Origin of the sequence: Pleionea sediminis, from assembly GCF_007570825.1 — a bacterium.
In the GTDB taxonomy this organism is placed as follows: domain Bacteria; phylum Pseudomonadota; class Gammaproteobacteria; order Enterobacterales; family Kangiellaceae; genus Pleionea; species Pleionea sediminis.
In genome coordinates this window covers 770001-790779 of sequence record NZ_SUNB01000002.1, presented here as the reverse complement: position 1 = coordinate 790779, position 20779 = coordinate 770001, and the positions used below count along the sequence as shown (strand labels likewise).

Annotated in this window: 24 protein-coding genes and 1 pseudogene; 9 read left to right on the top strand and 16 right to left on the bottom strand. The window is 37.2% G+C overall.

Annotated elements, in window-relative coordinates; translation table 11 throughout:
* Positions 1 to 7 precede the first annotated feature (7 nt).
* The 4 genes from FAX86_RS13330 to FAX86_RS13315 all read left to right on the top strand — a co-directional run bounded on the left by FAX86_RS13330 (position 8) and on the right by FAX86_RS13315 (position 5444).
* A complete protein-coding gene (locus FAX86_RS13330; protein WP_144393903.1) occupies positions 8 to 2485 on the top strand; it encodes a ComEC/Rec2 family competence protein in 2478 nt (825 codons plus the stop codon).
* Positions 2486 to 2831: 346 nt separating this feature from the next.
* Positions 2832 to 3746, top strand: a complete 915-nt coding sequence (locus FAX86_RS13325; protein ID WP_144393902.1) for a DUF4238 domain-containing protein — start codon at positions 2832 to 2834, stop codon at positions 3744 to 3746.
* Between the two features lie 155 nt (positions 3747 to 3901).
* A complete protein-coding gene (locus FAX86_RS13320) occupies positions 3902 to 4228 on the top strand; it encodes a VOC family protein (protein ID WP_205859195.1) in 327 nt (108 codons plus the stop codon).
* Between the two features lie 376 nt (positions 4229 to 4604).
* Positions 4605 to 5444, top strand: coding sequence for a class I SAM-dependent methyltransferase (locus tag FAX86_RS13315; protein WP_144393900.1), 840 nt, complete (start codon positions 4605 to 4607; stop codon positions 5442 to 5444).
* Between the two features lie 165 nt (positions 5445 to 5609).
* On the opposite strand, the gene FAX86_RS13310 is transcribed toward FAX86_RS13315, so the two are convergent.
* The 4 genes from FAX86_RS13310 to FAX86_RS13295 all read right to left on the bottom strand — a co-directional run bounded on the left by FAX86_RS13310 (position 5610) and on the right by FAX86_RS13295 (position 7638).
* Positions 5610 to 6155 (bottom strand): SMI1/KNR4 family protein, encoded by a 546-nt coding sequence (locus FAX86_RS13310; protein ID WP_144393899.1) that lies wholly within the window; start codon positions 6153 to 6155, stop codon positions 5610 to 5612.
* A 65-nt stretch (positions 6156 to 6220) separates the two neighbouring features.
* Positions 6221 to 6679 (bottom strand): hypothetical protein, encoded by a 459-nt coding sequence (locus FAX86_RS13305; RefSeq protein WP_144393898.1) that lies wholly within the window; start codon positions 6677 to 6679, stop codon positions 6221 to 6223.
* 322 nt (positions 6680 to 7001) lie between these two features.
* Positions 7002 to 7280, bottom strand: a complete 279-nt coding sequence (locus FAX86_RS13300) for a hypothetical protein (RefSeq protein ID WP_144393897.1) — start codon at positions 7278 to 7280, stop codon at positions 7002 to 7004.
* Positions 7281 to 7344: 64 nt separating this feature from the next.
* A complete protein-coding gene (locus tag FAX86_RS13295; RefSeq protein ID WP_144393896.1) occupies positions 7345 to 7638 on the bottom strand; it encodes a putative quinol monooxygenase in 294 nt (97 codons plus the stop codon).
* A 364-nt stretch (positions 7639 to 8002) separates the two neighbouring features.
* On the opposite strand from FAX86_RS13295, the pseudogene FAX86_RS13290 reads away from it, so the two are divergent.
* Both FAX86_RS13290 and FAX86_RS13285 read left to right on the top strand, forming a co-directional pair.
* Positions 8003 to 8182: pseudogene (locus FAX86_RS13290) on the top strand (IS30 family transposase); the annotation flags it as partial.
* Between the two features lie 231 nt (positions 8183 to 8413).
* Positions 8414 to 8842 carry an excinuclease ATPase subunit gene (locus FAX86_RS13285; RefSeq protein ID WP_144393895.1) on the top strand — a complete coding sequence of 143 codons (429 nt, stop codon included), beginning with the start codon at positions 8414 to 8416 and terminating at the stop codon, positions 8840 to 8842.
* Positions 8843 to 9089: 247 nt separating this feature from the next.
* Here the strand turns inward: FAX86_RS13285 and FAX86_RS13280 are convergent, their stop codons facing one another.
* From FAX86_RS13280 to FAX86_RS13260, 5 genes are all read right to left on the bottom strand, one after another.
* Positions 9090 to 9368, bottom strand: a complete 279-nt coding sequence (locus FAX86_RS13280; RefSeq protein ID WP_144393894.1) for a hypothetical protein — start codon at positions 9366 to 9368, stop codon at positions 9090 to 9092.
* Entirely contained in the window at positions 9331 to 9516 is a 186-nt protein-coding gene (locus tag FAX86_RS13275) for a hypothetical protein (protein ID WP_144393893.1), read from the bottom strand. The genes FAX86_RS13280 and FAX86_RS13275 overlap by 38 nt, the downstream gene beginning before the upstream one ends.
* Positions 9517 to 9594: 78 nt before the next feature.
* A complete protein-coding gene (locus FAX86_RS13270) occupies positions 9595 to 9924 on the bottom strand; it encodes a hypothetical protein (protein ID WP_144393892.1) in 330 nt (109 codons plus the stop codon).
* Positions 9925 to 10070: 146 nt separating this feature from the next.
* On the bottom strand, positions 10071 to 10346 hold the full coding sequence (locus FAX86_RS13265; protein ID WP_144393891.1) for an immunity 53 family protein: 276 nt from the start codon (positions 10344 to 10346) through the stop codon (positions 10071 to 10073).
* Positions 10347 to 10420: 74 nt separating this feature from the next.
* Positions 10421 to 10741, bottom strand: a complete 321-nt coding sequence (locus FAX86_RS13260) for a hypothetical protein (protein WP_144393890.1) — start codon at positions 10739 to 10741, stop codon at positions 10421 to 10423.
* 349 nt (positions 10742 to 11090) lie between these two features.
* Between FAX86_RS13260 and FAX86_RS13255 the strand changes: the two genes are divergently transcribed.
* Positions 11091 to 11507 carry a hypothetical protein gene (locus tag FAX86_RS13255; RefSeq protein WP_144393889.1) on the top strand — a complete coding sequence of 139 codons (417 nt, stop codon included), beginning with the start codon at positions 11091 to 11093 and terminating at the stop codon, positions 11505 to 11507.
* A 689-nt stretch (positions 11508 to 12196) separates the two neighbouring features.
* On the opposite strand, the gene FAX86_RS13250 is transcribed toward FAX86_RS13255, so the two are convergent.
* From FAX86_RS13250 to FAX86_RS13225, 6 genes are all read right to left on the bottom strand, one after another.
* Positions 12197 to 12538: a TonB family protein gene (locus FAX86_RS13250; RefSeq protein WP_144393888.1), complete on the bottom strand. Its 342-nt coding sequence runs from the start codon at positions 12536 to 12538 to the stop codon at positions 12197 to 12199.
* Positions 12539 to 12608: 70 nt separating this feature from the next.
* Entirely contained in the window at positions 12609 to 12884 is a 276-nt protein-coding gene (locus FAX86_RS13245; protein ID WP_144393887.1) for a hypothetical protein, read from the bottom strand.
* Between the two features lie 42 nt (positions 12885 to 12926).
* Positions 12927 to 13241 (bottom strand): hypothetical protein, encoded by a 315-nt coding sequence (locus tag FAX86_RS13240; protein WP_144393886.1) that lies wholly within the window; start codon positions 13239 to 13241, stop codon positions 12927 to 12929.
* Between the two features lie 30 nt (positions 13242 to 13271).
* Positions 13272 to 13694, bottom strand: coding sequence for a GNAT family N-acetyltransferase (locus tag FAX86_RS13235; protein WP_144393885.1), 423 nt, complete (start codon positions 13692 to 13694; stop codon positions 13272 to 13274).
* A gap of 79 nt (positions 13695 to 13773) precedes the next feature.
* On the bottom strand, positions 13774 to 14211 hold the full coding sequence (locus FAX86_RS13230; protein WP_144393884.1) for a hypothetical protein: 438 nt from the start codon (positions 14209 to 14211) through the stop codon (positions 13774 to 13776).
* A gap of 490 nt (positions 14212 to 14701) precedes the next feature.
* Positions 14702 to 15853 carry an aspartyl/asparaginyl beta-hydroxylase domain-containing protein gene (locus tag FAX86_RS13225; protein WP_144393883.1) on the bottom strand — a complete coding sequence of 384 codons (1152 nt, stop codon included), beginning with the start codon at positions 15851 to 15853 and terminating at the stop codon, positions 14702 to 14704.
* 111 nt (positions 15854 to 15964) lie between these two features.
* On the opposite strand from FAX86_RS13225, the gene FAX86_RS13220 reads away from it, so the two are divergent.
* Positions 15965 to 16684, top strand: coding sequence for a L,D-transpeptidase family protein (locus FAX86_RS13220; RefSeq protein WP_164503573.1), 720 nt, complete (start codon positions 15965 to 15967; stop codon positions 16682 to 16684).
* 34 nt (positions 16685 to 16718) lie between these two features.
* A complete protein-coding gene (locus FAX86_RS13215; protein ID WP_144393882.1) occupies positions 16719 to 17090 on the top strand; it encodes a cupin domain-containing protein in 372 nt (123 codons plus the stop codon).
* Positions 17091 to 17206: 116 nt separating this feature from the next.
* On the opposite strand, the gene FAX86_RS13210 is transcribed toward FAX86_RS13215, so the two are convergent.
* The gene (locus FAX86_RS13210) at positions 17207 to 20191 is read right to left on the bottom strand and encodes a TonB-dependent receptor (protein WP_144393881.1); all 2985 of its coding nucleotides are present in this window, start codon (positions 20189 to 20191) and stop codon (positions 17207 to 17209) included.
* Positions 20192 to 20779 lie beyond the last annotated feature (588 nt).

The following is a 20779-nucleotide window of genomic DNA, read 5'->3' as shown; positions in this document are numbered from 1 at the left end:
CAGGACAATGAATACAGTTAATATCAATGTAATCAACGCACGTAAGGAAAGTTCTATGACTCGTGCACGAGCAATGTTTAATAAATCGTTTGCCGTTTTACTGGTTAGCTTAGGCGCAAGTCTATCTACTCATGCTTCTATTATCGAAGTTGATTTTGATAGTCAGTTTATGGGTATCGACTCAAGCAGTGGTGAGTTTGTTGTTAAAAGCTCAGGTTCGGGAGAGCACGTATTAAACAAACTGAATTTATTCTGTAATAGAAATGCAGCAGAAGAAAAAGCGTATCATCTCGCGAACTCTGAAAACTTTGAAGTGCTTTTACCGGAAGTTTTGAGTCGAAAAGTCACGGTTGATGGCAAAGAGATTTGTGTTGGCCAACAAATCATGCGCAACATTTACGATGGTATGGACGACTTTGCCAGTTTGTACACGGCCATCGACGATTTAGGGTATGAACCTAAAGCGGGTGAAAGTTTTATTGACATTAGTTTACCTAACGAGTCAACCATTCGTTTTAAAGGCACTTTGTCCGATACGAGAATTAACCTTTCCACGGTAACGCTAGACGATGGAAAAGTTAGAAAAATCGGAACTGAATCGATTTCCGAAGCTAAAGCACGTATTAAACAAGAAACCTGTAGAGGTTTTGGTGCGACCTACGAATCGTCTACTAACGAGTGTGTTGGTAAAAAGCTTGTTGTTAATGACATGAGCTATAAAAATTTCGATTTTTGGCAAATCGGTAAAGGTACGGAAACAAATTACACAGACGAGTTATTTAACGTCAATTACGTCCCTGGTAATCCTTGGTATTCTCTGAGCTATGAACTTGATAATAAAGTTTGGGAAGATAAGTACCAACATTACAAACGCCTTATTAAAATAGATAATTCTACCTCTCCCGCGACAGGCGAGTATTTCTATTATTGTCGCGATAACTGCCCTGGTGTCAAAAAAACACGAAAAGATTGGTTTGCAAGTAACAGAACGCCGCTGAATCCTATGTTAGACACTTCATTAATCTCGGCGAAGCCAATTAACAATGAACTCAAGTTGCATGTTATGCAAGTGGGGCCGGGTAACTGCTTAGTGGTTGAGTGTCCTGGGCCAGAAAACAAAGCTTTAGTGGTTGATTGCGGTGAAACCGATGGTGCACAAACGGTAGAGCTTGGGCTTTATAGAGAAGTTGGAAGAACGGCCGAAAAGAAGCCAAAAGGTTTATTACACGCATACAACATTCTTAAAGATAAATCAGAAATCGATGTATACATAACTCATGGCGATGCTGATCATCATAACTTACTCGATCGGCTTTTAAACCGTCAACACGCTGGTAGTTCATCGAGCTTGTACAGCAAGGTTAAGCGTTTACTCATTGGTGGCCAAGTTCAGGAGCTTGTTCGTTCTGGGAACAATAGAAACTTCGACTTCTTTAATAATTTTAAAAAAGATTACGGTCATTACAAGCGTGGTGTTGCTGGCGCTTCTGAAAAATTGCTTTACGGAATGGATCGCTACAAGAAAGCAGGTCAACTTAAGCCCTATCAGTTTAAGCAAGATGGTGAAACTGTTTTAGCCAATCCAATGACGGAAATGGCCGGTCCTTCCTGTGGTACTGCAAATGTAAAAATTGCGGCGGTAAATCGTGATCCAATTCGTTGGTCGAATAACAAAAACGGCCAAAGCATGATTATTGAATTAAGTTACGATGGTAAGTCAATTGTTTTACCGGGCGATGCTGAACGAACTGCATTGCTTTATGCATTTAATAAAGAAATTGACGCAACTTTATCGACAGCGCCAACGGGTGATCTTGGTGGGCAATATCCTGTAATAACCGGTGCCTACAAAGGTCGCTCTTATTTAGCAGGCGGAAGCGGCACAAGTACAGGATCTACCTCTTACAAAGGCTACACGTATCGATCTGCCGGCCGTACCGATAGCCATATCATTAATAAAGCGGCTGACATTCTTGTTGCGCCTCACCATGGTGCTTTAACGAATGGTAGTGACGATCAAATGTGGATGGACTCAGTAAAGCCTAAGTATTTAGTTTACAGTCATGGGTTTGAGTTTGGTCATCCGGCGCGTATTACCTACACAGGTGTGCCAGCAGGCGACGCTCCCGATATCGAGTTGCCCGACTGGCAACAAGCTTGGCCGGTGGTTACAACCTCAGCAGGTGCAGAACAAAATTGGGGTTACTTTAATCCAACCAATGTTAACCTATATGGCACACAAGAAAATCCAAATCACTTTATACGCTTTGATAATCCCGTCCCCATTAAAGATGGTGATATAACCTACTCAAAAGAACCAGGGCAAAGAGAGTTAATTAACTCGAATACATTTAGCACTATGATCAATGGTCACTTAATTTTTACAATAAAACCGGGTACATCGATCAATGCAAAATGTTTAGGGCCGACTTACGCGGCAGACGTTGGTCGAGACGATGTGCGCGGCAATTCTTTTTGTGATTAAGACTATTTTACTCAAATAAAATTAATATTTTTTATACGACTTAAAGCTTAATATTCAAATTTTGGGTATTAAGCTTTTTCTTTTTACTGTCATAAATTTCGTTCAGTAACATCTCAATAAATTAACTATTCAATTAGTTTACTCAGAAATCATTAAACACTGTTTGTAAGAAATCTCTTACAAGAGCAAAGGTTGAATTTCCTACAGAAAAATAACGGAGATGAACTATGCTAGATAGTTATTCGCAATAATGTCGGCTTTTATCTTAAAGCGGACGTTTAGAAATAAATGATAAAAGCCCAAATCAGATCGTTAAAGCACTAGTTCACATGAGCTTGATTGAAAAATGTTATCGAAAAAAGACTTAGAGATAAAAACCAATCATCATTATGTATGGGCTCACTATTTAAGCGCTTGGGCAGTAGATGGGAGAAACGTTTGGTACACGACCAAGAAGAATAAAATAGTCTCTGACTCTGTTAAAGGGCTAGCAAAGGAAAAGTATTTTTATCAAGTGCCTCCTCTCGATACAGAAGACTCTGAATTTCTGAAAGATTACATCTCTAGAAGTTCTTTTTCTCACTGTGTCAATCACTGCTTAGGCGTATTAATGGAACTTTCAGATGCATATTCGCAATTTCACAGTTATGAAAAAAAAGGTGATTCCGAAGGAATAGAAAGATGTAAAGCTTTGTTTAGTAAAGCTATCGAAAATAGATATGAGAAAATTGAAAGGGATTTTCGCGCTAGCTTAAGTTCTTTGTGTGAGGGTAACCTAGCGGCTTTACAAGATCTAAAAATGCGTACTTACTTGCTTGATTATGTTGCTACTCAATATTGGAGAACCCCATATATGAAGAGTCAATTTATCGAGAGTGTAAAAGATGCAGCAATAAAGAGAATGGTTGATAAGAATTGGTGGATGATTAGCTATGTTCATGGCTATAGTATGGGATCTGCGTTAATTTCCCAAACTAATGCCATCAGATTCACACTCTTAAAGTGTCCGAAAGATATGGATTTTATTACATCTGATAATCCAGTTATTAATACTCATAGCCTGCCTTTAGAATATGCGGACTTATATTTCCCTGTTTGTCCAGAGTACGCAGTAATTGCTTCTAAATCAGGCTCTTTTAAGGAAGGTTTAGTTGAGCTTGATGAAAGCGAAACAAAAAATTGGAATTTGAAAATCGATAATCAAAAATATATTCACGCTTTTGCAACAACAAAAGAAACGCTAGAAAAACTACATAAATAAGACGTCCGCTTTTGGCCGATAGCGGCCATTAGCCTCTTACTTTAATCATGATATAATCCAGCTTTAAATTTATCGGTCTGCTATTAAAGAGGAGTAAAGCTCTGGCTAAGGTAACGGGAATAGGTGGTGTTTTTATAAAAGCTAAAGAGCCTAATATGCTTCAAAATTGGTATAAGAAACATCTCGGCATTGATGTTCAGGCTTGGGGTGGCACATCTTTTAAATGGACAGACAGCGATGGCAAACCGTTCGCGGGAACAACGGCTTGGATGATTGGAAATGGAGACAATTTTGCACCGAGTGAATCAGGGTTTATGGTGAATTACCGAGTGGACAATCTTAACGAGATTTTAGATTCATTAAGAACAGAAGGGTGTAATGTTCTAGAGAAAACAGATGAATCTGAATTTGGTAAATTTGGCTGGGTAATCGATCCAGAGGGAAACAAGGTTGAACTTTGGGAGCCTCCCTCAGGAGATTAATACTTAACAAGCTGTGTCATGTTCGCACATTACATGAGCTAGGCGTTAATTTCTGCTTTTGACTGAAAGCTACCGACAAAAAGGAATTTCATAGCGAATTTCTTTTTGTCCGGTCCATATTTTAAGTAAGCATGACAAGAAGCATCATAATACATCTTACCTTCTTTCCTTAATTCTTTATCGACAGGATAGTGCTCATTATATTGTCATGGTATAATTTGCGTGTTTTTCAACCTAACTAAGGAGGCGTTTCAATGACTTTTTCACAAAAACTTAACTGTATAACGCGTCCTTACGCCATTTTAGGGTAATCAATAAGATTACCTTGAATCTAATGTAAGGACGGCAAGAATAACTTATTGTCGGAATTACAAAAATGTTTAAACAACTTGATGAAGCAACAGTAAAACCTGCTGTTTGGTCTGAATACACAGCTGATGTGTTATGGACGGACCATCATATCGCAAAGCAAATGTTAGCGTACCACCTCGATCCTAATGTTAGTGTCGCTTCAAGAACGGCTTCGTTCATTGACGATTCTGTAAACTGGCTAGTATCTGAGTTTGGGCTTAATGGCGAATCAAAAATAATTGATTTTGGTTGTGGCCCCGGGCTTTATACTCAACGTTTCAAACAAAAAGGATTGGGTACGGTTGTTGGTCTCGACTTTTCTCAAAACTCACTAAATCACGCATCGGAACAAGCAGTAAAGAGTGAGCTAGAGATTGAGTATAATTTAGGAAATTACTTAGATTATATGGATGAAAGAAAGTTTGACCTAATTAGCTTAGTAATGTGCGACTTTTGCGCTTTAAGTCCATCACAGCGTTCTACGCTGTTGGCCAAGTTTAAAAAGCTCTTGGCGCACAATGGTTTTATTGCTCTAGATGTCTACACTACGACTCGGTTTAAAAATCAATCGGAAAACCTAAGCCTTGAAAGAAATGCCATGAATGGCTTTTGGAGTCCAAAAGACTATTGGTGCATTCATTCCTCATTCAAATATGAAGAGGAGGCTGTCACTTTGGATAAATATGTCATTTACGAAGAAGCCTCTGAAAAAATAGTTTTCAATTGGCTGCAACATTTTTCAATTGAAATGTTAAGTAAAGAGCTAGCTGTTCACGGTTTAGGTATTCAAGCAACCTACAGTGACCTTAAAGGAACGCCTTATGTTGATGGCGATGAAATGGCCGTAATTATTAGCCATAAATAGAGATTGTATATCACATTTGAAAGGGGCAGATAATGCCCCTTTCTTATTATTGCTGAGATTGTCTGAGCATGCGGTAGGTGTTAAGGTTCGTAACTATCGAAAGTAGACTGATTTGAAGAAAGAATATTGAATAACTACGTTTTTTAGGTCCTCCTTGGTCGATTGCTAGGATTTTGTTTCAAAATTCAACCATTTATGATCTACTAAAAACTCTAGCCAAGGGTCTTCCTCAATTTCTTTTTGGATAAACTCCTGAAATTCACTTTTATTTACACCAAACAATAATGGATGGTTACTACCCATTATCACATCATTCAAAAATTCAGAAAAATTCCCTGCTAAGATCCGATACTCAGAGGATATGCTCTTGCTCAGGCCTATGGCTATGAATCCTTTTACATTTAACATTACTGGATCACCACCCGCATCAGCTCCAAAAACATACCAGCTATCTTCAGGGTACACATCAGAATAAATTTCCTGATTATCTTCATATTCATCCGTACCAAAAAATCTTACTTGAGCTATATCTGCTCCATTGCAAAGCGTTAAGAACCGAATGTAATCTTTAGGAACATAAGGAAACTTATTTGTTAACTGACTAACCTCTGATGGAGTGGCTCCATTCGGTTTAATATAAAAGTCAGCATCAATGTCTGGATTTGATTCTAAACACGAATCGACAATCCTAAATTTTTCTTCCCAGTTCATATTTATATTCTCCCTAACTTAATACATCTCAATTTCTAAACCTGCAATCTTGAACTGTCTCTTTCTTACCAATCTACAGAGTAATACCAAGGCCCGTCGAGATCTATAACGCATTGGCTTATATTGTCATTTAGCATCTCGCGTTCACAAGCTGGTTCACTGTCAGAAGAGCCCAAACGAAGCCAAGCACCAAATTTTCGTCCTTCAGATTCTATGACTCCCAAAAATAAGCGAGCACCTTTTTCATCATTTACAAATTGATGTAATCCAGCTTTTTTTATAAGCGCCCATATTTTTAACTTTGCTTCATCGCTACTATTAGATATAAAACGCTCATCTATCACAAAGTGATTTTTTAGATCGATTTTGTTTAACTCCGTTGCTAGCTCTTGTAGTACTTCTGAGTGCTTCGAGTATGTCCACTTGACTTTCAATTCTGTAGGGAAGAATAGCAATCGGCTAGCTATCCAAATAATAGCGATAAGAAATATAATTAAAAAAGAGGCTTTTAAAATAAAATTCATAAGATAACACTAGGATTATCGGGCTCAAAGAGTCGAGTGAGTACCTATTATTTTAACACACTTGACAGAAACTGCTCGAGCGAATAGGAGAGTAATACTATTTTATGATTCAATGTATTGTAGAGACTAACAAAAGAAATGGCTGTTCATTTCCAATTAAATATAAAAGCCCATCAGATATTAGAAGCAACTAAGATAGTCCAAAATGAATTACGCGCTTATTGTGTGACGCTTAATTAAATCTAATAATTCTGACTCAAGTTCTATATATCGTTAGTTTACACATGGGGCGCTTCTAGCCGGCACGCTGAGTTAAAGGTATTTATAAATCAAAATCTGAATCTGTATTTTTGAAAATCTTAAAAAGTTCTCGAAAGAACAAAGCGATAGCTCTAAAGGGAAACTCAACGATTATTTCAAGCATATCGTACCATGCGCTTTCATCATCCTGCTTTGGCGGCCATAAATAATGAGCACAAGCAAAACCGACAACGCTAAGTAATAACAATATCCAATCGAAGGAGTAGATAATCAAATCAAAAATTAAGTACAAGCTGATTGAAAATACTGATATTGATAAAAAGACTCTAAAATTATTCATATTTCAAATGCCTAAGCAAGCTGCGCCAAAAGACGTCAGCTTGACCCATTAGCGAGTTGAAACTTTAAACACTAACCTTCGATAGTTTTGATATTTCAACTGAATCTAGCATGTCGCCAATCACTTCAAAACACTGCTTAATGTGTTCCGATTCCATATGGTTGTTTAAGTCTAGTTCAGACTCCCAGTTTTCGTAAAATATAAATGTATTATCTTTGTCATTATCTGTATGCATATCGTAATTAATACACCCTTTCTCTTCCAGGGTCGGCGAGATAATTTTAGTTAGCTCAGATAATACGGTTTCTTTGTGTGCTTCTTTAGCCGTAATTTTTGCAATGCAAGTTAATGTTTTCATATTAGCTCCTTCTTGAATTTTTATGATGTTTCCGAGAGGATTATACCTAAAAACTTTCACGCTGTTAAAATTTTTGGAATGTTCGTTATTAATCATTCATTTTTATAAAAAAAGTGGTGAATTATTCGTCATGATAAAGATATATAAATTTTGTTCACCGCATATCAAAAATGAGAGTTGAAAATAGAACGGAATTTACTCTACATGCTTTTAACTTAATCGCTCTATTAATTGACGGAAGGAGGGAGCTTGAATTCGCTTAACGACTTGTTGTAATACTGAACAGCCTTTACGTCATTTATATAATTATCCATTGTATAAATCACGATACCATCGTCGCAGCGGAGATTGAAGCTTAACGAAAATTGTGAACGGTGTATCTATCCATGAACGTTCTAAAAATATTGATAATCGTAAGTCCGTTGGACACTGGGAAGGAAACCTGGTGTCCGATTCAAAGAATACGTATATTGCCACGCTCGTGGATAGAAATTCACGTTTTACTATTATTCCTAAATTAGCGGGTAACGATGTTAATTCAGTTCATACTGCCCGGAAAATACTATTGAAACCATTATACCGAGTGCCACTCGAAACCTATAAATCACGTAACAGACTATTCAGCCTGTATTCAGAAAAGAAGCACTATTCTATATTAGTTAAACACCCAAATATATCCACGTGATATTTCAATTCTATTAACCTAGATTAATTTGGGGGTATAATGTCGTTGAATGTAAAAACAAAAATCAAAAAAGAAATTAAGGAACTTAAGATGACCAAATATATTTTAATACTCGCTTTATCAATTGCCTGTACCTCCACCATGGCTCGCGACACCAAGCATCTATTGAATATCGAAGAAGCCATGGCTTCTTCAGACTTTAAAGAGCGTTTAGACCCCGAAGTAAAGCTTTACTTTTCTGGTCAGAAATATCCGGAAATTGAAGAAGCGATGGATACCTTTACAACCAACAAAAAAACCAACGCGTTTAACAAATCTGACAAAGAAGCCTGTCAATGGGTTTTCTTATCTGCACTAATTCAATTACAAGAGCGAGCGAAAAAAGAAGGTGCTAATGCCGTTGTCGACATTGAGAGTTACTATAAAAAGAAAGTGCACGCGAGCAGCGAAACCTATGAATGTCATGCAGGCGCTATCATTGCTGGTGTTGCATTACGAGGAAAAATGGTGCGTCTATAGACGCGCCCTATTGGTGGTCAAAAAAGATAATTCATTCAAGCACGTTTACTCGCACAATGAGAATATCCCGAGTTGTTCTAAAATAAAAAAGAAATAATTAGTGTTCGGGCTACTATAAAAGTGATTAAGAATGTAATAGTTTCATATCATGTCCATTTAGAGCGGGAAAAATAGCTGCGATAAGAAATAGAAACAATGAATTCTCTATTTATTGAAATCGTAACCTGACCTCTATTTATGTTCAACGTTATTCATTAATAAAAAGCTTTTCTTCATTGTCCTTAAAATATCTTACTTTGAAGTTAGCGCTTAGAGTTTGATTGATATCAGAGTAAATATTTTTAATCAGTCGGCTTTCAAAATCGGTTATCTCTTTTTCAAACCATGAGTCGGGCAGCTTTTTATCTGCGATCTCACACCACTCTTCATACCATTGATACACCATCGTATGTACAGCTAAAGGACGTCGATTATTTTCATAACCGGGCTCAAGTTGCGAGCTGGCCAGAATGCAACCAAAATTCAACAATTATTTCATTGAGTTCGGAAAATACCGTTGATACGATCTTTAGATACTCTGATATTACAGTTGAATTCCAACATTTAACATAAGCTATATACTCTCCTTTACCATCTGTTTCAAATATAGCAGTATCTTTATAAGGTTCTTCCATATTTTACTCTTGTGGTATGCAAGTCGAGCACATAGCGCGTCCGGCTCGCATAGCTATTATTTCGAGTTTTGTTCGTATTTATTTTAGTGGTTTACTTGTTGTTACCCCAGTATCTCCACCTTTATGACAGTTTGAATTGCGGATAACCCAGGCTTCCTCACCCAATTTAATCAGATACCAAGCTGACTCGTCGATATTGGGTTGACTCAACTCAAATCCCGATTTGCCAATCGATGCTATCTGTTTCTTGTGATGGTTAACTGCAGTTTCTAAAAATGATTGGTCATATTGCAGTTCAGTCTCTTTATATCCTTCGTTTTCTAATTCTGATAGGACACATTTATGGATAAGAACTTCTGCATTAATAATCGGTGAAATGAGAAGTGCTGCTATTGATATGAATTTCATTACTTTTCCTTTTTATAGGCTAATTATTATAAATAATGGTTATGATTTTATTTTCTATTTTTGCTTTGATTTTATGATTAATTCACTAAATGACAGAGTTTAGGTCAATCTCACTTGCATTTAATTTTTAAATGCTATCTTTCCAATTAACAAAAATTGGCAATCATGTTGTCTAACAATAAAGGACCTGAGGCACCTATGAATTTTTTATCTTCGACTTTGCAGAAAAGCCAATGACTTTCAGATTCATTGTCAGATTTATACTCATCGAAAGAAGCGTTTTCTAGCGATGTACCTTTTAGATCGATTTCAAGCTTCAAGCCAGGGTTATTCAAGATATCTATTTTAACACCGTATTGATGTTCCCAGTCGTTATTACACTGAGATAGATACCACCCTTGTAATTTTTCTAAGTCGTTCATATTTCTCTAAAGAATCTAATGCTCTTCTCAGCAGTACTGTTGTTATTGGCCTTTATTTCAGCACCTTGTTAGTCTCATTCATCGTCTTCTGGTGGCGTTTTAGCTATAGTCCATTTATCGCCAACTTTATTTCTCCATGCATGGTAACCCGGTTGAATATGTGCGACTTCGAACACACTAGGATCAATTTTAATGATTTCTTCTAAACTGACAAGCTTAGCATCATCCATTGCGTATTCAATATTACTCACAAATTGCCAGCCGTCATCTTCTCGATCGTGATATACGACCTGTATTGGACTGGTTCCTTCTATTATTTGTTTAATAGTAAAGACAGCACAGTTCTTTGGTTGGTCGAATGGCCACTCTTTTTTCTTTTTAAATATGCTGAACATAAATATCCTTTCTACAAGAGACGTTGAGGGTAGGAAGCCTCTAGAACCGTATGATATACCATATGACTATTTTAATATGGTTTGCATAAGTGGCTCAAGCAGGCAAGCCGGTTGGACTTATGCTCGTTTCTTCTCATTTTGACTGTAATAAGCTCTTTTTAAAATTTGACTATAACAGGAATCTGCCATTCTCTATACGTCATTAGCCAAAAATATTGAATCACCGGGGGCAAAGATAATTTGTACTTTAGGGAGAAAGATTTAATTAATTCTATTAATATCTAACGATGTTTTTATTGGATGAAGGTAATATTGATAGTATCATCACTAAGTTGGACCTAGTATTGCTATGAAAAAAATAATGGTTATAAAAATGAAAATTAGTTATCTATTCTTTCTAATTCCTTCGTTGGTTGTGGCAGATTGCTCTAAATGGGAATACGCCGAATTAAAAAGGGGGCATATCACAGTTATTGAGAATGAAGAAGCGAAGAAGTCTCAAACATGGACAATCTGGTTTAATCCTTCAGATTCCGGAACGTGGGTAGATGAAAAGTTTATAGCTGGTAATATTAAAAAGGAGCTGAGCACATACTTTCGATCTAAACACGGTAAGACAGATATGCACATGTTAAATTTGCTTGGAGAGCGGAGATGGGAAGCTTATGATTATAATGAAAACTCTAAAGTAGTTGATAAAGTAAACGACAAAAGTGAAACCATAGAAAAGTGGTTAACTTGGCAGTTTAAGCGATGTAAGCAATAATCCTAAAATTCTGCGCCTTTTCTACTCATCGAAGTAGATTAGATATTCTGTTTAAGTGGCTGAAGGAAAAGCTACCTAATATTGATGTTGAAAGGCAAGATACCCAAATTAACTCATATTCATTTTGTAATTTAATTTAAAGCAGATATTCTATTTATTTTTACTTAATAGATGACGAACGAGTTTTATTATACGTTGCTATGCTATCTATAACTTTGTTTGTCAAAAACCATAAGCCAACTGAAAGTAACATGCCAATAGTAAAGTACTTTAGGTAGTCTACATAATTAAGATAGTAAATTAAGGATGAATAATCACCCACTCTAATGGTTTCCAAGTGCATAGCAAAATACCCAAAAACATGAACACATAAAGTGGCTTTGAAATAGCTCAACGTTAAAAGCTGAGAGCAAAATAAACCTATTGTAGATATTACAAATATTAGTAATATATTCTGATGGGCATAAACATAGGATGAAAGCCAACTGGGGTAACTCATATCCCAATCATAAAGAAGACCGCTTGCTGGTCCAAATGAACTAACCAACAATATACCAATGAATATTAAAAAAATTAAAACAAAGTATTTAAAAAAATAGATCATAGACAACTAATGCTTTAGGTAATGAACGAAATACTCAAATGAAATGAGCGATTGGCTATTAGTGAGTCTTCGTAAGTCATCAGTGCTACTCAAGTATAAAATCATAATTAATGATTCCACAACGAATTTCTTTATCGTTACTTTTTGAGAATACTGAATTCTTTAAAGCTCTTAGCGCGGAACGGTCAAAAAGTCTGGGAGGCTCAGAAGACTTTATGGTGTATTTAATTAAATGTCCTTCATTGTCCACGAGAAACTGGATGGTCACTATTCCGTCGCCATCGTAAACGGTATCAGTCGGATACCTTGGAAACTCGAATTCTATTAATTTTATGTCAGATTCTACTTGGTCTTCACATGGTAGTACTTCAGAAGCTCTCAACGAGATCGAGAACAATATTAATAGGATTAGTAAAGTTACTTTCATACTATTTACAACTCATCGCCGCTTTAGAGGTTTGACTCACCTTAATTGGTAGACGCTGGAAATAAACCAATCATGTAAAGTTAAAGATACCTGTTTCTGCAGCAATAATAAATATCATCAATAAGAGAAAAGCGGATGTTGATGCTGACTTAAATCCGGACCAGTTCTTATTTTTCCACGCAAATGCGATGTGCAGCGGGGCACCTAAAATAGCCAACGACAAAGATAACGTTACACCAAGTAATAATGCACCAGCCATTGGTGATGTAAAGAGCGTGTATCCTAAAACAATCAGACCTGGGAGTAACCATAATCCAAATATTTTTAATACTTTGACTCCATTCATAATAACCTCAAGTTTTCTGGACTGAAGAAGACTAAGATTCCCTCACTGACTTAACGACTTTTTTAATTCCCAGTATACAAAAACGGTAAGCCCATATCTTATAGTTTCTTTAAGTCTTTCAAAAGGATATTTCTTTTTAAATAGTAGCCAAGCTTCTTCGAGTAGCTCTTTTGGATCTAATAACGAGACTCGATTATATTCTTTGCTCTCCGGGCTACACAACGCCTTAGACCTAAAGTAAATGCTTGAGCCGCAGAAAACCTCAATATCGACACAAGGGCCGAACTTCCATTCTCCAATGCTCAATTTAACATGGTGACGCTTTGAATCTATTACTATTGCTTTAGTTAACTCCATAATTTTCTTCTAAGTTTTTTGTAAAAACACTTAAAGAATTTGTCGTGACATGTAATAGAAACGCTCTTCTTCCTTATCAACCACAAAACCATTTCTCTCATATAAGCGATAGGCAGGGCTGATTTTAAACACTCTTAGTCGAAGCTGGCTTGCGCCCTCATGGATAGCTATTCGCTCACATTCTTTAAGTGCTGCTGCTCCGATACCTTTATTTTGGTATGACTCGCTCACCTGTAGATCTCGGACATAACATCCTGAATTATCGAATGCTAAACGTATGGCTCCTACGATCGTTCCATTAAAAAGGATATCCCAGTTTTTTAAACTTGCAATCAGCTCTTCGACAGTAGATTGATTCCAATCAACCGAGTAATGCTCATAATAAGAGCGCATGTTTTTATAGGTAATCTCTGCGGACTTTGAAAGGTCAGCTGTTGGTTGATACGAAATCATAATTACTTTTCTAATATCCAGCCTGAAGAAGTGTTAAACGAGTCATAGCAGAAATGTTTCGCCTTGCTGTTGAAGTCAGTCATGCATTTGCTTTTCGTTCTACGTACCAACGCCGTGACTCAGGCAAAAGTAATAAAACGACTATCGAGCAATCTATGATTATATATAAATAGTCTGTCGCTGCATAACTGCTGTCTATAGACACTAAATTAATAAACGCTAACGGTGTTGTGAGTATGCAAACGAAATAGGCAACCCATCGAACACCACGATAAACAAAATAAGCTAATATAGATGAGATAGTAAAAATGACTGCCCAAAATAATAAATAGATAATGATCAAAATATCCTCACCTAATGTAAGAGATTCATCGTTAAAGATTATCCACAGCATTGGGAAAAGTGACAATATAATAAATACAGCACCAAGTTTTACTGACCAAGGTCGAACAATATTGTTATTTTTCGTTTCTTGTAACTCTAACGTTTCCGGCGGTGCATATCGGTTATCTGACATCGAATTTCCTTATTTTACAAAATATTGAGGTTGGTGGTCCTTAAGAACCGTAAAATGAATGCGCGTCATTTTACCACGGTTATCAGATTCTGCGGCTATCAAACCTCTGTGGAAAATTCACAACCAACTCGAAAGAAAACTTAAAAAGGGCTGCTTCATTAGATTGTAAAAAACTCTGATCTACTTTAGTGTAGATTGAGGAGGTAAAACAGATAAGTATCATGCTATGTACAAATATTAGCTTCTTGAGATTTTTGTCTATACTTGATTATAAGAATATTTTTTAACTAAAGTAAGGAGAAAGAAGATGACTTGGGCTGCAGTTGGTGGGGTTGTTGTCGTTATTATTATCATGATATTTATAGCGACTAAATCATCAAAGAAAGAATAGATACAAAAAATATAATTTTCAACATTGTACTGTGGTCATTCACTTATAATGCCTGTTCTTGGCCGATAGTTAGGTTATCCTATCGACCAATATTTAAAATTATCTCAACGTATCTATTTGATTAAATAATTTGGATAAAACATCTTTCTCGTGTTCTTTTATTTCTGGGCGCCAAATATCAAAAATTAAGACGATACGATCGCTGTTACTATTGTTTTTCGCTTCGTGCTCGACGGAGTCATCAAAGATCATAAACTCACCTTCTTTAACATCGCGTTTATCATTACCAACGCGAAGGTAACATCCGTCTGGAACAATAAGCGGCAAGTGACAAAGCAGTCGTGTATTAAGTTCACCGTGATGTGGTGCGATGTGAGTACCTGGCTTTAATTTTGAAAATAAAATATTTGGAGAACGCCCCGGGATTTTAGGAATGGGAGCCGATTGTAATATGTCATGGGTTATTGGGCACTGTGCGATATTTTCTTCAATGGCTTTGCCTGACTTGTATAAATGAAACGCAGACCAGTCTTCGTTATTATAAAATCCTGTATCACCGGTTTGTGGTGCGTTGGGATTGTGGTCGACGTAAGGTTTAAAGCCTTGTCCTTTTGAGAGTAACTGTTCGAGTTCGTTTTTAATGTCATCTTTGCGAGAAAGAATGTCTTCGGCCCAACTGAATTCTTCGGGATCGTAAAATTGGATTTGCGGTAATCCTGGAAAGTAAAATGTCGTTGGTTGTTGATGGTATACCTGTTTTTTACCCATTAAGATATCAACCGCTTCTTTAACGCGTCGATTGTCCTGATTTGTTTCTATCCCTAACTGTTCGATGGTTTGACGCATCTCTTGTTCGAACACGCTTTGCGCTTGCTGGCAAGCCTTTTGTGCTCTCGCTAAATCGTTTTGCAGTTGAGGCGATAATCCGGGTTGATTATGAGCGAGCTTGAGTGCGCCCATATAAAAGGTAGTCGCGTTTTTTAGTTGGCCTAAACCACTGAGAGCATCCGCTTTTATGATGTTAGCGTTAATATCTCTGGGCATTTCTAATAAAAAATCATCGATAGCCGATAAGCATTCGTCAAACAGGCCGAGTGCGCGCGATGAAATAGCCGTTGCTAACGCAATGCGCAGATTTTTCTCGCCATTTTTTCGGGCACTCGATAAATATTGATGCGCTTCGGATACATTGCCCACTTGCAGCAGGTTTAAACCTTGTTGTGCCTCGGGTGAAATAACGTCTGAATTCATTACTTTCGTTAATTTGGTTTGAGTTGTTTCCAAATATACAGAAATCTTAGACGCTTGCCCATAGGTGACAGAGATGAAAGAATAAGGTAACACCCTAAGGAAATTGAATGGATGAAATGGTTACTTTCTTGTTTATTGAGTGGCTTTGTTAACTTGGCTCTCAGTCAATCAAATAACGATATTCCGACAAGTGCGCGTTCGACCCATGCGATAGCGGCCATGACACCGGTATTGGAGAAGGCATTAGCCAATAAAAATCTGACTTTAGGAGCACCCGTTTATCTTCGGGTATTTAAAAAGCCAGCAATACTTGAGGTTTGGGTAGAGGATGAGTCGGGTAAGTTTCGATTATTTAAAGACTATAAAATATGCGCATTTTCTGGTGATTTGGGCCCCAAGCTTCAAGAGGGTGATTTTCAGAGTCCCGAAGGTTTCTACTGGGTGAATGCGTCTCGGTTTAATCCTTGGAGCAAATTTCATTTGTCTTTCAATATTGGATTTCCAAACGCTTACGATCGCCATCATGGTCGCACGGGCAGTGCCTTGATGATTCATGGACAGTGTGTCTCGATTGGTTGTTATGCCATGACTGATCCGCAAATTAATGAAATTTATACGCTGGCTAATCATGCCGTGAAAAATGGTCAGCGTTTTTTTCGAGTTCATATTTTTCCATTTCGTTTGTCCGAAGAGAAATTAATAGATTATAAAGATCATCGATGGTATTCCTTTTGGTCAAATCTCAAAGAGGGCTACGACTGGTTTGAAAACCATAAGCGACCACCGAATGTTTCGGTAAAAGATGGTTTATACTCGTTTGAAGCTGATTAACTTTTTTTAAATATTCACCTTTGGAAATTTTACTATGACTTTGGCAACGATTATAAAGTTTGAGCAGTCTCGCGAATATTACTTTAAAGAAGGTTGCTATATAAACGAGCTTTCTAACTCTGAGGCAGATCCCGATGTATCGGTCGCACAAGCCAGAGTTAGCCCAGGCGTTACCACGCAATGGCACCGGTTAAATAATACGGTAGAGCGCTATATTATTTTGTGCGGCGAGGGCCTGGTTGAAGTGGATGGTTTATCTTCTTCTAAAGTTAAAGCGGGCGATGTGGTTATTATTCCAGAGCAACATTGGCAGCGAATAACTAACACAGGAACAGATGATTTACTATTTCATGCGATTTGCTCTCCACGATTTGAAGAGCAAAACTATCAGTCGCGAGAAGATTAATAGAATCTTAATTTTAAAGTTAGAAACGTAATAGTAAAATTAATTTTTTAAAAGGAATGGAAACTCGTCTAAGAAGGAATGATAAAGAGTCCAGCATAAGCTGAACTCTTGTGTGGTTAAAAGTTATATCGTACAGAAAATCGAACAGAACGAGGTTGTTGAAAGTTAACCGCATTCAAAAAGTCCGGGTTGGCTTCTGGGGCAGCTGCGCTACCTATTTCACCTGTTTCACTGTACTCAGTAACTTGTTGACGATTGAAGAGATTAAAAATATCCATCTTCATGGTTAAATTGTCTGCCCACTTAGGTTGGTAAGAAACACCCAAGTCAAAATTAAAGATCCATGGTGTTCTACCGTAGTCACCTCGGTTTCCGAGTTGGCCTTGACAAAAGAATGATGAAGCTCCATAACTAGAGAAACTTTCAGCATCAACACCTAGTTCAGTTTGGTAGGTATCTAAAGGAAGATATCCTAAGCAACTGATTGGTCTGCCCGATTGTGCTAGAAAATTACCTGATAAAGATAACTCGTCACTCATTTCTTTAACACCAAACAATTTGACTGTATGTTCACGGTCATTGGGTAATGGTCCATATGCCCCAGCCTGGAATAATACGTTATCTAAATCTTGAGTTAAGCCTGCATCAGCTTGCTCGAGACCTGAGTTAACATAGCCTTCAATGTTCCCTCGACTTTTCGCGTGAGTATACGAGCCTTGTAAAAACCAACCATCTGCCATTGGTTTTTCCCAGTAAACTTCGAAGGCATCATATCGACGCTTGTATTTGTCCATTTGAAATTCTCCAATGCTGAAGTATTCATTGGGAATAGTTACTTCCGTGTACTCGCCGTTATTCTCTAAGTCTAAGGCAATACCGAAGTTGTTGCCTGGGTTCATTAACATACAGCTTGCCATCGAATCTGGATCAAAGTTGGTGTAACCGTTATCTGAGGCCCAGTTTACAAAGGGTTGATGAGAACATAAATCATCCATACCATCTTTTACTTCTCGGTTTATATAACGAACTCCGACAGACCAATCTGCAATTTTGGTTTGGTATCCGAGTATTAATTCATCCTGATACATCGGAGATAAGTTTGTTGCAGCAATTGTTCTAGGATCCGGTGAAATTAAGGAGCCATTCACATTTTGCCCTCCTAATTGAGCTCCTAATTGTGTTGGCGCACCAGTCGTAGGGTCTTGATCCGCAAGATCAGCTAAAAAATATTCTTCAATAGTTCTTTCGGCTCCCGACGCCCGGATATTGGTATTCGATGCAACTGGAATATAGTAACGTCCAAGAGTTCCATACAGTTTTGATGATCCATCTCCATTCATATCCCAACTAAAACCTAATCGAGGTGCAATTTGGTTATCTACATCGACAAATTTATCACCATTTCCGTTGTAGTTTGCAAAACCCTCTGCACGTATTCCCAAATAGAGCATTAAGTCCGGATTAAACTGCCAGCTATCTTCAATGTAATAGGCCGTATTCTCTACTAAATATTCCGAAGAAAGGCTGTTTCTGAGTACATGACGAACGTAGATGTCTCCTTCGGCGACAACTTCGCCATTGACGGTGCCACCAGTTCCTCGATGCCACCTCCAGTATTCTCCGCCAGTATAGGTTTGTCCTTGATGAGACGATCTAAATTCTTCTTGGTCGTAGCCAAATCGAATTAAGTGATCGCCATAAACAAATTCTGCTCCTAAACGAATCGATTCGCGTTGATCTTTATCGGGACCTACTGTTGCATCAGGAACATAATATTGCTCTGCTGCAGAATTCCAACAACCAATCGCGGTAGACCTTGAAGGATTAGTTAGCCTCTCAAAAACCAATGGGCAGTCTGATCCTGGTAACGAATCTCTTGCACCATCGAGAGCTGTCAGTTTTCCGTACAGTGCAGCTATGGTTAGATCATCTGTCAAAAATCCAGTATAACGCGCAATATTTACGTCACCGCCACTACGTACTTTATACTTATCACCTAGATTACCATGACGACCAGTATAGTTTTGACCAACAGGGTTACTGAATGAAATATACTCATCATCATTTTCATTAAAGATGTAGGTATATTCGAGTAAATGATCGTCTGAAATATTCCAATCAATTTTTGCTAAATACATCGGTGATTTATTGATGTAATCTTGACTCGAGTCGGGTCCATAACTATCGGCGTGAATGCTACGACCTTCGTACATACCATAGAAGAATAATTTATCTTCTATGATTGGTCCGCCAGCAGAAAAATTGTAGGACAATGATTCACGCGTATTAGCCGATCGATAAGACGAGTAAATATTTGAACTGGTAATTGGAGCCTGGGTAACGACATCGGTACCTCGTTCTCTTAAACCGTTTGGTTCAAAATAAGCCGCTCCACCAAACTCCCATTCATTGGATCCGCTTTTAGTGACTATGTTTATAACGCCACCAAGAGAGCGTCCGTATTCAGCGCCAAATCCCCCCGTTTTAATTTGTTGTTGTTCAACCGCATCAAAAGGTAAGTCTGCAAAGGAAACAAAATTTCTAATGTTTGTTACGTCAAAACCATTGATGAAGTATCCATTTTCAGCAACCGATGCGCCTCCGAAAGAAGCTAAATTACCAAAGCCGGAATCTCCTTTTACTGTGCCAGGAGCAAGTAGTGCCACATTAATCGGACTACGTGCAATAGGCATTGATTGAATTTGATCCTGAGTAAAAACAGTGGTCGACTCAACTGAGGTTGTGTCAATTGCGGAGACCTGTCCTCCAATAACAGTCAGCAAATTTTCCTCTTTTAAATTTGCTCTTGTATTGGATCCGACCGAAACAATGATTGTTTTTGTTTGACCTCCAGATGTGATTTCGTATTGACCAACCGGTAAATTACCAAATCGAAATTCTCCTTGAACATTTGCGGTTACTGTTCTTGTAAATCCTGTTTTTTTATTCTTAATCGAAACTTCACTCTTTGACATTGCTGTTCCATAGATTCCTCCACTGGAAGCATCGGCTGAGTAACTTGGTAAAGTTGCGGTGCCTAAGGCTAAGGAAACTGCAAGTGCAGAAAGAGAGTGTCTGAAAGTGTATTTATTATCTTTCAAATTATTAACCCCTAATTTTAAATTTTATTTATCACTGAATTTATTTTGTTTTTTTATTCAGTAACTCCAAGATACTTTTGAGGTATCTCAATTAATGCTATCTGGATTTCTTGAAATATGGCAAATAATTTTATTTGTTATTTTTAACACTTTATTTTTTTTGTGATTAGCTGTTATAAGTAATTAATAGTTGAACGCACGTTGTTTTTAGTCAGCGAATTATCTTCATATTGTTTTGTTATTTGGTGTTGTTGATTGAGATTTAAAGTGTTGGTAATTTGAAAAGAAAGGAGGTGGATAGAGAGAAAATATATTGTATTTAAATTCTTTGTTTTAGTTTTATGTATGTCCATTGAGTTGCTTTGTTATATAGAAATTTCGGCAAAGCGACTTTTTTATAACCGAATTCTTATTGAGTAATAAATTAATATATAAAAATACCATTTTATAAGTGTAATAATTACAGCTTTTATATTTTATATTTTATATTTTATATTTTATATTTTTTATTAGTACGATAAGACTTAAAAACTATCGCGTCTTATCGTACTAATAAAATCATATTTATATAAATGTCTTTGAGTAGAC